Source organism: Achromobacter sp. 1012554356 (genome assembly GCF_059760815.1).
The window spans coordinates 70,224-83,017 of sequence record NZ_JCBANC010000024.1 but is presented as its reverse complement, the minus strand read 5'-3'; the positions used below and the strand labels follow the sequence as shown (position 1 = coordinate 83,017).

General features: G+C 63.4%; 12 protein-coding genes. 3 read left to right on the top strand and 9 right to left on the bottom strand.

What is annotated here, in order from left to right; all coding sequences use genetic code 11:
* Positions 1–258: 258 nt before the first annotated feature.
* The 4 genes from arsC to AC6LJW_RS14575 all read right to left on the bottom strand — a co-directional run bounded on the left by arsC (position 259) and on the right by AC6LJW_RS14575 (position 3,534).
* The gene (gene arsC / locus AC6LJW_RS14590; protein WP_056561337.1) at positions 259–690 is read right to left on the bottom strand and encodes an arsenate reductase (glutaredoxin); all 432 of its coding nucleotides are present in this window, start codon (positions 688–690) and stop codon (positions 259–261) included.
* Positions 691–762: 72 nt separating this feature from the next.
* Complete coding sequence (gene arsB, locus AC6LJW_RS14585) at positions 763–1,842, bottom strand: ACR3 family arsenite efflux transporter (RefSeq protein ID WP_498087641.1); 1,080 nt, start codon at positions 1,840–1,842, stop codon at positions 763–765.
* A 97-nt stretch (positions 1,843–1,939) separates the two neighbouring features.
* A complete protein-coding gene (locus AC6LJW_RS14580; RefSeq protein WP_056561341.1) occupies positions 1,940–2,266 on the bottom strand; it encodes an ArsR/SmtB family transcription factor in 327 nt (108 codons plus the stop codon).
* Between the two features lie 359 nt (positions 2,267–2,625).
* Complete coding sequence (locus AC6LJW_RS14575) at positions 2,626–3,534, bottom strand: LysR substrate-binding domain-containing protein (protein WP_498087639.1); 909 nt, start codon at positions 3,532–3,534, stop codon at positions 2,626–2,628.
* A gap of 278 nt (positions 3,535–3,812) precedes the next feature.
* On the opposite strand from AC6LJW_RS14575, the gene AC6LJW_RS14570 reads away from it, so the two are divergent.
* The 3 genes from AC6LJW_RS14570 to AC6LJW_RS14560 all read left to right on the top strand — a co-directional run bounded on the left by AC6LJW_RS14570 (position 3,813) and on the right by AC6LJW_RS14560 (position 6,348).
* Positions 3,813–4,598, top strand: a complete 786-nt coding sequence (locus AC6LJW_RS14570; protein WP_056561343.1) for an SDR family oxidoreductase — start codon at positions 3,813–3,815, stop codon at positions 4,596–4,598.
* A 42-nt stretch (positions 4,599–4,640) separates the two neighbouring features.
* Positions 4,641–5,576, top strand: a complete 936-nt coding sequence (locus AC6LJW_RS14565; protein ID WP_498087638.1) for a dihydrodipicolinate synthase family protein — start codon at positions 4,641–4,643, stop codon at positions 5,574–5,576.
* 67 nt (positions 5,577–5,643) lie between these two features.
* Positions 5,644–6,348, top strand: coding sequence for a ribonuclease activity regulator RraA (locus tag AC6LJW_RS14560; RefSeq protein ID WP_498087636.1), 705 nt, complete (start codon positions 5,644–5,646; stop codon positions 6,346–6,348).
* A 63-nt stretch (positions 6,349–6,411) separates the two neighbouring features.
* Here AC6LJW_RS14560 and AC6LJW_RS14555 read toward each other — a convergent pair whose 3' ends face one another.
* The 5 genes from AC6LJW_RS14555 to AC6LJW_RS14535 all read right to left on the bottom strand — a co-directional run bounded on the left by AC6LJW_RS14555 (position 6,412) and on the right by AC6LJW_RS14535 (position 12,705).
* Positions 6,412–7,137: a type 1 glutamine amidotransferase gene (locus tag AC6LJW_RS14555; RefSeq protein WP_498087635.1), complete on the bottom strand. Its 726-nt coding sequence runs from the start codon at positions 7,135–7,137 to the stop codon at positions 6,412–6,414.
* Positions 7,138–7,318: 181 nt separating this feature from the next.
* Positions 7,319–8,302: a hypothetical protein gene (locus AC6LJW_RS14550; protein WP_056561350.1), complete on the bottom strand. Its 984-nt coding sequence runs from the start codon at positions 8,300–8,302 to the stop codon at positions 7,319–7,321.
* A 9-nt stretch (positions 8,303–8,311) separates the two neighbouring features.
* Positions 8,312–9,094: a bestrophin-like domain gene (locus tag AC6LJW_RS14545; RefSeq protein WP_498087642.1), complete on the bottom strand. Its 783-nt coding sequence runs from the start codon at positions 9,092–9,094 to the stop codon at positions 8,312–8,314.
* A gap of 68 nt (positions 9,095–9,162) precedes the next feature.
* Positions 9,163–10,134: a SphA family protein gene (locus AC6LJW_RS14540; protein ID WP_498087634.1), complete on the bottom strand. Its 972-nt coding sequence runs from the start codon at positions 10,132–10,134 to the stop codon at positions 9,163–9,165.
* 30 nt (positions 10,135–10,164) lie between these two features.
* Complete coding sequence (locus AC6LJW_RS14535) at positions 10,165–12,705, bottom strand: spermidine synthase (protein ID WP_498087633.1); 2,541 nt, start codon at positions 12,703–12,705, stop codon at positions 10,165–10,167.
* Positions 12,706–12,794: the final 89 nt, after the last annotated feature.

Genomic DNA, 12,794 nt, shown 5'->3' with positions numbered 1-12,794 from the left:
TGGGGCTGGGGTTGGGTGTGCTGGGGGTCAGCGGTTTGTGGCTGTGGTGGCGGAGGAGGTCGTTGCGGCGGGAGCGGGTTTCTGCGGATCTTGGTGTCTGACACCTGAATCCGTCTTATGGATCGGTTGCCAAACTCGGTGTCTGACACCCTCTGAGACGCCGCTACAAGTTGACGTTCATCTCCCTGGGTGTCAGACACCAGACGCAAGTCTCCGGAACCGCCAGACGACAGTCTCCTGGGTGTCAGCCATCTTCAACTAAACATCTCGGAAGCGATCACCATTCGCGTCGATCACCCGCTCGCCGTCTTCCTTGTTGAAGGCGCCTTGTTGCGCTGACGGCAGGATGTCCAGGACCGCTTCCGACGGACGGCAAAGGCGGGTGCCCAGCGGCGTCACCACGATGGGGCGGTTGATGAGGATCGGGTGTTGGAGCATGAAGCCGATCAATTGCTCATCCGTCCATGTTGGATCCGACAATCCCAGTTCCTCGTATGGCGTGCCTTTTTGCCGAAGCACGGCACGCACCGGCATCCCCATGGCGGCGATCAACGACTTCAGCGTCTCGGCGTCGGGAGGCGTCTTGAGGTACTCGACGATGAGGGGTTCTTCGCCGCTGTTGCGAATGAGCGCAAGGACATTTCGGGAGGTCCCGCAAGCGGGATTGTGATAGATCGTGATCGAACTCATGGCATGCCCCAGTGGGTGCTGAATAAGAAATTCTTGTCGCGGGCAACTGCGACTACGCTTGGCGACACCGCGTCAGGTGCGCGCGGCGCCGGCTTCGTACCAGCCCTTGCTTTGATTCACGATCCGCACGACGAGCAGCATGACGGGCACCTCGATCAGTACGCCGACCACGGTGGCCAACGCCGCGCCGGACTGGAAGCCGAACAGGCTGATCGCGGCCGCGACGGCAAGTTCAAAGAAGTTGGACGCGCCGATCAGTGCGGACGGACACGCGATGCTGTGTTTTTCGCCGACCCGGCGATTGAGCCAGTAGGCCAGGCCCGAATTGAAGAACACCTGGATGAGAATCGGCACGGCCAGCATCGCGATCACCAGCGGCTGGCCGATGATGGCTTCGCCCTGAAACGCGAACAACAGCACCAGCGTCAGCAGCAGGGCAGCCATCGAGAACGGACCAATCCGCGCCAATGCAGCGTCGAACGTGGGCTGACCGCGTCGCAGCAAGGCGCGGCGCCACACCTGGGCCAGGATGACCGGCACCACGATGTACAGCCCCACCGACACGAGCAAGGTGTCCCAGGGCACGCTGATGGCCGACAGGCCGAGCAGTAGTCCGACGACCGGCGCGAAGGCAAACACCATGATCGTGTCGTTCAGCGCCACCTGCGACAGTGTGAAAACCGGATCCCCGCCCGTCAGCCGGCTCCAGACGAACACCATTGCCGTGCACGGGGCGGCTGCCAGAAGGATGAGACCGGCGATGTAGCTGTCGAGCTGGTCGGCGGGCAGCCATGCGGCAAAAACGTGGCGGATGAACAGCCAGCCCAGAAAGGCCATCGAGAACGGCTTGACCGCCCAATTGATGAACAACGTCACGCCGATGCCGCGCCAGTGCTGCTTGACCTGCCCCAGTGCGCCAAAGTCCACCCTCAGCAGCATCGGGATGATCATCACCCAGATCAGAATGCCGACCGGCAGGTTGACCTGAGCGACTTCCAGGCGGCCGATGGCTTGGAAAACGCCGGGGGCCAACTGGCCCAAGGCCACCCCCAGGACAATGCAGAGAACGACCCACAGGGTCAGATAGCGCTCGAAGACGCTCATGGGCGGGCGGTGAGGCTGCGCAAGTGCGGCGGGTGCGGTGGAGGGCATGGTTATTTTGAGTGAAGGCGGGTGCGGCGAACTTTGGTCCACCGGCGCAGCCGGCGCCAGTTTCAGGAAATTAGAGCAGGGGGAACAGTTCGCGGTTTCAGCAGGACGTACACGCACCGCCGTCGGTGACTACGCAGGGCGCGCCTTCGCAGCAGTGTTCGGTCAGATAGCCCAGTAAGCCATTCATGCGTGAGAAGTCGGCTCGGTAAATCAGGTTGCGGCCTTGCTGCTCGATGGACACCAGTCCGGCATGCGCCAACTCTTTGAGATGGAATGACAACGTGTTGCGTGCAACTTCGAGCTGGTCGGCGAGCACGCTGGGAGTCAGGCCTTCAGGACCGGCAACGACCAGGGCGCGGAACACGCGCAGGCGTTGGGTATGGGCCAAGGCAGCAAGGGCGAGGACGGCATGATCTTCATTCATGCGGCGAATAATACAACGATTGTTGAATTATTGAATGATTGGAGATGAAAAATGCCGATTTCAAGGGCGACCTCGGTGTCTGACACCCTCTGAGAGGCCGCTACAAGTTGGCGTCCATCTCCCAAGGGTGTCAGACACCTGCCGAAGTACGAATGCCGATTCCAGGGAAAACCTCGGTGTCTGACACCCTCTGAGATGCCGCTACAAGTTGACGTTCATCTCCCCAGGGTGTCAGACACCAGCCGAAGTACGAATGCCGATTCCAGGGAAAACCTCGGTGTCTGACACCCTCTGAGATGCCGCTACAAGTCGGCGTCCATCCCCCCAGGGTGTCAGACACCCGCCGCATGCGACCGCGTTCACTGCGGTGATTCTCCCGCCGCGCTCTCATCCAGCAGCCAATCCCGGAAAGCCGCGACGGCAGGAATCGCCAGTCTGTCCGGCGATGCCAGGAAGAAATACCCCGCGCCCGTACTGAATTCCTCATCAAGCGCCGGCGCCAGCACGCCTTGCTGCAATTCATCCGCCACCAGGAAGGTCGGCAACAGCCCAACGCCCAATCCCGACGCAACCGCCTGGATCAGGTGCGTGGTCAGTTCGAACTGGGCGCCCCAGCGCATTGAGCGCACGGGCAGGCCGTGGGCCTCGAACCAGCGTTGCCACACGGCTGGACGGGCCGCGACTTGCAGCAGCATGTGCTGGGCGAGGTCGGCCGGTTTGCGAATGGTCTGGCGCGCGGCGATCTCGGGGCTGATGACGGGGATGACTTGTTCATTCATCAGCCGATGGGGGAGCAATCCCGGCCAGTCGCCGTCGCCCACGGCGATGACGGCATCGATGCCGGCCAGGTCCAGGTCGAAGCGCGTCACGCGGGAATGCAGGTGAACCAGAATGCCGGGATGGCGAGCATAGAAGCGGTGCAGCCTGGGCATCAGCCACTTTGCGGTAAACGTGGGCAAGGCGGCCAGGTGGAAGGCGCCTCGGCCGGTGCGGTGCGAGATCGCCTGAAGCGACGCGCTGCGGATGCGCTGCAGGGCGGCGGCCAGTTCCTTCTGGTATCCCGTGCCCGCCTCGGTCAGCACGATCCGCCGCTTCTCTCGGCGAAACAGCGCGACTTCAAGCAGATCCTCCAGCGCTTGCACCTGCCTGCTGACGGCGCTTTGCGTCAGCGCAAGCTCGGTCGCCGCTCGCGTAAAGCTCAGATGGCGGGCGCTGGCTTCAAAGGCCAGCAGCAGGGACATGGAGGGAGTGAGGCGGCGCGGGTTCATTCAATTCGTGCATGAAATAGGTGGCCCCAATATAGCGGAATTGCCCAGTGTGGCTGCTTTCACGCGATGAATCTCAAACCGTGCGCGAAATACTTCATTCGTAAAACGAATGATCTATCCAACAATTTTCCGTTTTTCCGCAGCGCGCATTGGCTAGAGAATGTTGTCTACAGGCCGCACCTTGCGATCCATCAGGAGCAGGGCGGCGCGACGCGGTCAACATAGGGCGGCCACAGCCAAGTTCTGGCCGATCACGCATTTTTTGCACGGAGGTAAAGATGGATTTGGGTATCAAAGACAAGACGGCGCTGGTGTTGGGCGGCGGGGGTGGCCTGGGAAGCGCCATTGCGCAGTCGCTGGCGCGCGAAGGCGCCAAGGTCGTCGTGGCCGACTTGAACCTGGACGCCGCAAAGGCCACGGCCGACGGCATCGACGCCCAGGGACAGTCCGCCGTCGCCCTGCAATGGGATCTGCGCGCGTTGGACGCCTTCGACAGCCAAGTTGCGTGGATCGAGGCCAACGTCGGCCCCGTCGATATCCTGGTCAACAACACCGGCGGTCCGCCTCCCACGCCGTCCTTCGGGCAGCAGGCGGATCTTTGGCGCGAACACTTCGAAGGCATGGTGCTGTCGGTCATCAAGCTGACCGATCGCATCCTGCCCGGAATGCGCGAACGGCAGTGGGGCCGCATCATCACCAGCACCTCGTCGGGCGTGATCGCGCCGATTCCGAATCTGGGCATCTCCAACGCGCTGCGCATGTCGCTGGTGGGGTGGTCGAAGACGCTGGCGCGCGAAGTGGGCAAGGACGGCATCACGTCGAACATTGTGCTGCCCGGCCGCATCGCCACGGCGCGCATCTCTTTTCTGGACGAAGCCCGGGCCAAGCGCGAAGGGCGCAGCGTCGAGGACGTCAGCCGCGAAAGCACCAGCGCCATTCCGGTGGGCCGCTATGGAGATCCGCAGGAGTACGGCGACGCGGTTGCGTTCCTGGCCAGCGCGCGGGCCAGCTACATCACCGGTTCGACGATCCGCGTGGACGGCGGCCTCATCGCCAGCATCTAAGGGCTGACGCCTGCCTCAATCAAATCATTGGAAAAACAGACCATGAAACTGACTGCTGACGCAAAAGGCGTCTATCCCATTGCCCCGACGCCGTTCTTTGACGATGGTTCCGTCGACCACGCCTCGATCGACCGGATGATGGAGTTCTACCTGGCGTGCGGTTCGACCGGCCTGACCGTGTTGGGCCAACTGGGCGAGGCGCCCAAACTGGACTTCACGGAATCCCTGGAAATTGCCTCGCAGGTGATCGGCAAATCGCAAGGCATTCCCATCGTCGTGGGCGTGTCGGCTCCCGGGTTCGCCTCCATGCGCTCGCTGACACGCGAAGTGATGGATCGCGGCGCGGCCGGTGTGATGATTGCACCGCCCAACACCTTGCGCACCGACGATCAGATCGTCAATTACTACCATCAGGCGGTGGAGGCCATTGGCGACGACGTCCCGTTTGTGCTGCAGGACTATCCGCTGACGTTCTCGGTGCAGATGGCGCCCACGGTCATCCGGCGGATCGTGACCGATCTGGCCTCGTGCGTCATGCTCAAGCATGAAGACTGGCCCGGCCTGGAAAAGATCTCGGCGCTGCGCCGCTTTGAAGCCGAGGGCTCCATGCGGCATATTTCGATTCTGTGCGGCAACAACGGCCTGTTCCTGGATTACGAAATGGCGCGCGGCGCTGACGGCGCCAATACCGGCTACTGCTTTCCGGACATGCTGTGCGACTTCGTCAAATGGGTGGGCGAGGGCAGGACCGAAGAGGCGCATGACCTGTTCGATGCGCACCTGCCGCTGCTGCGATATGAACAGCAGCCGGGTGTCGGGCTGGCCGTGCGCAAATACGTGATGATGCGCCGGGGCATCCTGACCAGCGCGGCGCAGCGCCGGCCGGGCAGTGCGCTGACCAATCAGGCGCGGAGCGAGGTCGATCATCTCTTGTCGCGCCTGGGCAAGCGCGATGCGCGGGCGCGGGATCTGGTCTAGGACGGCTGCCGCATCAATCTCCGGCGCGCTGAGCGCCCATTCCGATTTCACCAGGGAGAAAAAACCCATGACCGTTTCGGACGAGGTTCAATTCAAGGCGCTGTCCGGCGTCACCACAGCAACACTGACCACAATTCTGTTGAAGAAGGGGCTGCGCAACGTCTGGATCCGCGGCGCCTTCCCGTTGGCGCAAGGCATGGAACGCATCGTCGGCCGCGCGTTCACCGTGCGCTTCGTGCCGGCCCGCGAAGACCTGGCTACGCCGGAATCATGGTCGTCGCCGAAGTCCAGCCGCGGCGCCATCGAGCAGATGCCCTCGGGCTGCATCGCGGTGGTCGACGCCATGGGCGTCAAAGACGCCGGCATCTGGGGCGACATCCTGTGCGCCCGCATGGCGAAGCGTGGTGTTGCGGGCCTGGTGACCGACGGCGTCGTTCGCGATCTGGCCGGCGTGTTGGGCACCAGGTTGCCCGTCTGGGCGAGCGGTGCGGCGGCGCCTCCCTCGGTAGCCGGTCTGACCTTCGTGGATTGGCAGCAACCCGTCGCCTGCGGCGGTGTGGCGGTTTTTCCGGATGACGTAATCGTCGCCGACCAGGATGGCGCTGTCGTCATTCCTGCCGCGCTGCTGGCCGACGTGGTTGACGCCGCCGTCGAGCAGGAACGGTTTGAAGGCTGGATCATGGACGAGGTCAACAATGGCGCCGTGCTGCCAGGCCTGTACCCGCCGAACGAAGCCAACAAGGCGAAGTACGAGGCGTCCAAGAAGAAGTAACGCTGTACAAAAGGCGATGCCGGGGAAACCTGGCATCGCCTTTTTTGCGCTTCAAGCGCCGGATCAGCGCTGCGCGGGCTTGGCTATGGTGGCGACGAAGGCCCGTGCAATGTGCAGGCCCGCCGCGTCGGCGTCGGCGGCAAAGCGCGCCCGGTCCTCGGCCGCCTGCGTTTCCAGCCATCCCGGCGCAATGCGATTGACACGCTCAGGATTACCGCGCGTCCAATCGTGAACGACGTCGGCGCTGGCTTCGAAGTGGAACTGCATCCCGTAAGTCGCCCGGCCCACGCGGAAACACTGATTCTGGACGGTTTGCGACCGGGCCAGAAGGAGGGCGGTCTTGGGAAGGGTGTAGGTGTCGACGTGCCACTGAAAACTGGTGAAGCCGTCCTGCAACTCGGCAAACAGCGGATCCGCGCGCCCATCGTCCGTCACTGCCAGCGGCGTCCAGGAGAACTCCCGTGCCACGCCCAACAGGTTCTCGGCGCCGTAGGCGCGGGCCAGTACCTGCGCACCCAGGCAAATGCCAAGTACGGACTTGCCGGCATCGCCGAACGCGCGCATCAGCGCGACCAGCTTGGGCAGGTAGGGATAAAGATCATCGTCCCGCGCGCTCGGCCAGCCGCCCGGAACGATCAGGGCGTCGAAGTCGTCGAGCGCAATGTCGCCGAGTCCGTCGCGATAGACCCGGAACCAGGTGATGTCGGCATGGGCTTCATTCAGCGCACTCAGCAGAAGGCCGAGCTGCGTGTTCTCCATGGTTTCGATGATTGCGACGCGCGGGGGCATGGGTACTGGACTGGGATGGGTTAGGGAGGCTTGGCGCGCATCTTATCCGATGGCGACCGGACAACGGGGCGGAAACGGCTATTTCGCACTTTACATAATACACATTATGCGTATGTCGGCGATTCCGCAGTCCGAATACGCCTGACGGTCTCCGCGCCTCCCGCGGCCGATCCGCTTGTCGTCAGAAGCTGACCGCCAGGCCAACAGAAAAGCCGGACACGTTGTTGCCGAATACATACCGCCCGACCAGGCGGGTGCGCGTAATGAATACGTCGTAGGCGCTGGAGTCCAGTTCGAGACCGGCGCCCACTGAAGTCAGCCGGTCAAAGCCCAGAATCCCCTTCTGATCGCCCAGGAATTCCGAGTGTGTCAGTTCCAGGACGTATCGCAGCGGGCGTTGCAGCAGCAGCATGCCGGTGGGCGCCCGATATCGGGCCCATAGATTCGCCGACTGCGCGATCGCGCTGCCGCTGACCGCAGCGGAACTGTCGAAGCTCTTCAAGCGGATGTCGGAATAGCGCAGTTCGACATCCACTTCATAGCCAGGCCGATAATGCTCGTAATCCAGCATGATCGAGCCGCCCAGTCCGTAGGCGTTCAGCGATCCCCGGTCCAGGAAGTCGATGTCCCGTCCTGTGCGTTGCCCCACGTACCAGCTTGCGGCGCGCAAGTCGCTGGTGACATTGCCCAGGGCGAAATTGAAGATGGGGCGAAGTTTCAGCTCGTCCGTCAACTTGAAGTCCCAGCCGATTCCCCCCGTGGCCGAGAGGCTGTTCCATTTGGTCGGAATGCTCCGGGTTTCGGCGCCTTGCGTTGCCACGAATGTGGGATCGTACCGGCTGCCCGCCAGCACGCCTTCCAGATAGACGGGAAACGAATCCGAAATCGTGTCCCCTCCTCCCAGCTGCGTCATGAAGAATTCAGTTGATCCCGACGTCGACCCGCCGCCGCCGGCGATGTTCAGGGAGCTGGTGGTGATGTCCGGCACGATCGAGAACGACATCAATGCGAGCACGCCATTTGCCCGCTTTTGCAGGTCATTCTGCGTCAGACGCAGCCCCTCCTGGCCAAAGGCAAGGCCAGGAACCACGGCAAGCGCCGCCAGCGTGCATGCGCCAAAGCCGCCCGTGGCCCGGTGGCGCGCAACTCTGGATCCGCTGGGCATACGCACCTCCTATTTGACGGCGGCGGGCGGATCGACCATTGATTGCCGCTGCGCAATCAGCAGTTCGTCGCTCTGGTCGATCCGTATGGTGCCGATGCGGGGGAATTCGAAGTCGATGATGATGTAGAGCGCCGCCGTCATGACGACGGCATACACGAGCCGGTGGATCAGCGAGTCGCGGTTGGACGATGCCAGGTTGAGGCCGACCAGCACCGCCGCCACCAGCGCCAGAAACCCCAGGAAGGCATAGGTGGCAATCGGCGGATGCACCTTTTGCGCCACCGTTTGGGCGGATGCCATATCGAACATTTCATTGACCGCGCCGGCGTAAGACGCGGCAAATGGCGGAACGCTGCTTCTGGCCGCCTGCATGGATGTCGCCCAGATTTCCTTCTGCATCGCCGCCACCTTTGCGGCCACCGCGTCTCGATGCGCAAGGTCCGCGACATTACGGTAATAGTCGATACGCCCGTCCACGTACCGGCGGAACTGCTCTCGCAAGGCGGGCTGCTGGCTCGCATCCAGCATGTCAATGCGTAGCCAGGCGGTCCCGATCGCATTGACTTCCTGGACCAGAAGATCGCGACGGTCCGCCATGCGCTGGGCCGCGCCGGAAAAGGTGAATGCAACCAACAGCCCCAGAAGGGCAAAGACGGAGCCTTCTATGATGGAGGCGCCCGATCCGCCTTTGGCGTCCGTGCCGGCACCAAGCCATTTACCGATCTGCATGGCAATCAGGAGCAGCACGAAGAATCCCAACGCCAAACCCGCAAGAACCAAGGAGTAATTCACTGGGGCACCCATTTCTCTGAACAGCGTTGACGGGAATACTGCCGAGCGCTGACGCACCTTTTCAAAGTTCAAAACACAAGCGTCGCCGTCCCCATGAACGTCCTAGTACTGTCGAGCCGATTCGTACTGCTGACCGTTGGCACCCAGCGCAGGCTCAGCGACAGTGAACGTTTATCCGCCAGCTTCCTGTCGTAGGTCACGATGGGACCGAATGCCCAATCTCGTCCTTTGAAGCCGTTGAGCCGGTCAGCCGTCGGGCCCGTGTCGTCGCCCAACTGCTGCTGGGTGCCCAGAATCAGGCCCGCGCTGACGCCATTGCTGAACGTCTTGCGCCCCATCACGTCCAGACTGAAGACAGGCGCGTTCTGGTAATCCGTGGCGCTGTTGCGGGTGTAGAACTGCACCCCGGCCACCGTATCCAGCTGGAATCCCGACTCCGGAAAGATCTTCGTGTAGGCCACCTGCGGAATGAACGTCCAGTTGTTCAGGCTGGGGTTGGCCATATTGTCGGCGTTGTACTTGCCCGTCGGCGCCCAGATGTTCAAGCTCAGCGCCATGTGAGACGTTTCAGAGAAATGGTAGCCGGCGATGATGGGCGAGAAATACAGGTCGAACAAATTGGATGCAATGTCGCTGTTTTCCACCGTGCGGCCGCCCGGTCCCGTCAGCGTGGAAGTCACCTTGGTCCAGATATAGGGCAACGTGAAACTGGACGCGAAGTTCCAGCGCCCGGGTCCGGTGTCCCAGGTTTTCAGCACGGTCGCCAGCGTGAACGCCACCTTGCCGTCCAGCCCCAGCGAGGTTCGCCCGCCCACCGGCACTTCACGGCTTCCGCCGATCCTGCCATCCAGATAGATTTGCGAGAAATTCACCGCCCAGATCGGTTCGGGAGAAACGATACCCGCGTTTGGCTGCACGTTGGTTCCCGTGACTTGGCGTCCCAGTGCGCCTTCGGTCGCAAAAGCGACGCCGGGCAATGCCAGCTGGGCAAGCGCCATCATTCTCAAAATTCTGTGCCATTTGGCGAACGTTTTCGGCATGCATGTACTCCAGAACATGAATCTGCTGCATCAATTCGAGTCGGTGCCAGCCATGAACCACCGCAGATACGGGTTGTCGCGTGCCCGTTGCGCCAGCGCTTCTGCATGCCGGCCCCACTCCCGTCTGTCGCCACGGTAGGCGGCCAGCGCACTCCGGTAAAAAAGATCGAGGGCACCGCGCTCCTGCTCGATGCCGGCCTTGAGAGACGGATCGACTGCGCCCAGCGGCGGCTCCCCTTGCAGTGCCAACAAGGCAGGTAGCGTTTGCACAATCTCGCGGGGCCGGACCCAGGCCGCGTACTCGATTCCAGGACGATCGTCTGTCACGGGCGGCGTCTGGCTGGCGAAGCGCGTCAGCCCTTCCCTGTCCGTTACCCAGGTCGCCAGCAATGCGGCGGGCGAGCCGACGCCGACCTCCGCCAAGGCCTCGCGCAGTTTGGGATCGGCCATGCGCCCTGCTATACGCGCGGCATCCAATGGCATCGGCTGCAACGATCCGACGAGCAGCATCTCGTGCAATTCGGTCGTCCATAGCGAGGCATGAGGAAACACCGCGATGAAGCTGGCTACCAGCGCCCGGGTGTCGTCGAGATTTTGCGTGGGCAGCGGCAGCCATTGCGCAACAAGCCCTTTGGGATTCAGGCGACCGGCCGCTAGTTCGTAGAAATCCCGCGAGTAAAGGTTGACCACGCCCGCGGCCGATGGCGGCGGAGGCTCGAGCGTGATCAGGTCGTAGCGTTCGTCGCTGGTGAGCAATTCGCGCCGTCCATCGCGCAGCCGGCGATCAAGGCCAGGATCCGTAGCCGCGTCATAACTGCCCTTGAACAAAGGGCCGGCCTGCAGGACGCCAGGCAACAATTCCGCGACGACGCGCCGCTCCAGGCCGGAATACCGTGACAAGGCGCCCGCCGTGATGCCGGTCCCATAGCCGATCACCAGGGCGGAACGTGGTTCGCCTGCGTGGATCACCAGCGGCAGCAACGCTTGCAGCCGCATATAACGTAGCGATGGCATCGCGTCGCCGGAGTTGGAAACGCCCTGGATGTAGAGCCGCCGGAAGCGCCGCTCGCCTTCGCCGCGCTCGACGACCGCGACCGTCCCACCCCGGCTTTCCTCGTAAAAGACCAGCTTGCCGTCCTTGGCCCCGGGCAGCAACCGCGCCAAGTGATCTGCCGGCAGCGCCCAACCCAGGATAAGCACGGCGCCAAACAGCGCCATCGTCAACGCCCGTGCCATGGGCGCGTCAGCGCGCCAAGCAGCCGCGACGCCGATGGCGCAGGCGGCCGCGGCAAGAACGACAAGGGCGTGCACCGTGCCCAGGCGCGGCAATAGAACGAACGCGACAAACAGGGTGCCGGCAATCCCGCCCAGCGTGTTCCCCGCCAGGACCAGGCCCGCGCCCTGCCCTCGCCGGTCGGCAGGAACCGCAATGCGCAGCACGGCGGGAAAGGCCGCGCCAAGCAGCAGCGTGGGCAACAGCACGACCCAAGCGGCAACGACCGCAAAACGGGCGCTCATGCCGGCCAGGCCGCTGTCGCTCCAGCGCCGCACCGCGCCCTCGGCCAGTGACTGGGCATGAATGAGCCACGGCCCCAGGATCGCAACTTCCAACAACGCCACCACGCCCGCACCGGCAATCAACAGCGCGAACACGTGCCACGGATCGCGAAACCGGTGTTCCCAGCGTGCGTAGGCCGCCGAGCCCAGCGCCAATCCGGCGAGATAGACGGCCAGCACCACGGAAAACGCGAACGCCCGCGTGCTCATGAAAGGAACCACCATTTGGGACCAGAGCACCTCATAGCCCATTGCGACCGCGCCCGCCCCGGCATACAACGCGAGCGCCGCGCGAGCCTCCTTCGACAAGCGCAGTGTCGGCGACGTGGCTTGAGGCGGCGCTGGAGCGTCAGCGGCCGGAGACAGGTTCCGCCGATCCAGCGCCCACGCGCCCAGCGCCGCCACCAGGTTCAAGCTTGCCGCCGCCCAAGCTGTGCCACGCACGCCCAGCGCGGCGATAAGCAGAAAGGACGGAAGCAGCGCACCGATGATGGCGCCGCCCGTGTTGGCGGCGTATAGGGTGGCGCCTGCACGACCGATGCGTCCCGCGCCCGTGGCGCGCAACAGGACAGGCAATGTACCGCCCATGAAAAACGGGGCGACGCCCACGACCACTATGACCGCGATCCAGGCTAGCCAAGGGCTGTACGCCTGCGTCCGGGCAAAGGCCGGCGCGCCGACCGCCAGCGCGAGGGTCACGGTTATGCCCGTGACGGCAATGGCCGCTTCGATGCCCGCGTAAAGCAGATACGGCCGGGCGGACCGGTCCGCCTGACGGCCCAGCAACCAACTGCCCGCAGCCAAGCCCAGAAAAAACGCGGCAACTGCAGCCGCGATCGCGTGCACTTCGACGCCGACGATCAGCGACAGCTGTTTTATCCAGACAATCTGGAACATCAATGACGCCGAGCCGGAGATGGCCAGCAGCGCAACTGCGGGCCAAAGGGGCGCCCGGGAAAGCGAGGCCGCGCCGGTCGCACGAACTACCGCAATCGGGCGCGCGGATGCATTCATTGGTTCGTCCTCTTCCTCTTGTCTGTCCACCGAGTTGTCTGGCGCGAGCGCAGCCGTGTAGCCGCGCCCGCCCCTTGCCCTGCTTACTT

Coding starts and splice junctions, on each gene's coding strand:
- arsC (WP_056561337.1), bottom strand. CDS start 690: ATGAGTTCGATCACGATCTATCACAATCCCGCTTGCGGGACCTCCCGA.
- arsB (WP_498087641.1), bottom strand. CDS start 1,842: ATGCCCTCCACCGCACCCGCCGCACTTGCGCAGCCTCACCGCCCGCCC.
- AC6LJW_RS14580 (WP_056561341.1), bottom strand. CDS start 2,266: ATGAATGAAGATCATGCCGTCCTCGCCCTTGCTGCCTTGGCCCATACC.
- AC6LJW_RS14575 (WP_498087639.1), bottom strand. CDS start 3,534: ATGAACCCGCGCCGCCTCACTCCCTCCATGTCCCTGCTGCTGGCCTTT.
- AC6LJW_RS14570 (WP_056561343.1), top strand. CDS start 3,813: ATGGATTTGGGTATCAAAGACAAGACGGCGCTGGTGTTGGGCGGCGGG.
- AC6LJW_RS14565 (WP_498087638.1), top strand. CDS start 4,641: ATGAAACTGACTGCTGACGCAAAAGGCGTCTATCCCATTGCCCCGACG.
- AC6LJW_RS14560 (WP_498087636.1), top strand. CDS start 5,644: ATGACCGTTTCGGACGAGGTTCAATTCAAGGCGCTGTCCGGCGTCACC.
- AC6LJW_RS14555 (WP_498087635.1), bottom strand. CDS start 7,137: ATGCCCCCGCGCGTCGCAATCATCGAAACCATGGAGAACACGCAGCTC.
- AC6LJW_RS14550 (WP_056561350.1), bottom strand. CDS start 8,302: ATGCCCAGCGGATCCAGAGTTGCGCGCCACCGGGCCACGGGCGGCTTT.
- AC6LJW_RS14540 (WP_498087634.1), bottom strand. CDS start 10,134: ATGCCGAAAACGTTCGCCAAATGGCACAGAATTTTGAGAATGATGGCG.
- AC6LJW_RS14535 (WP_498087633.1), bottom strand. CDS start 12,705: ATGAATGCATCCGCGCGCCCGATTGCGGTAGTTCGTGCGACCGGCGCG.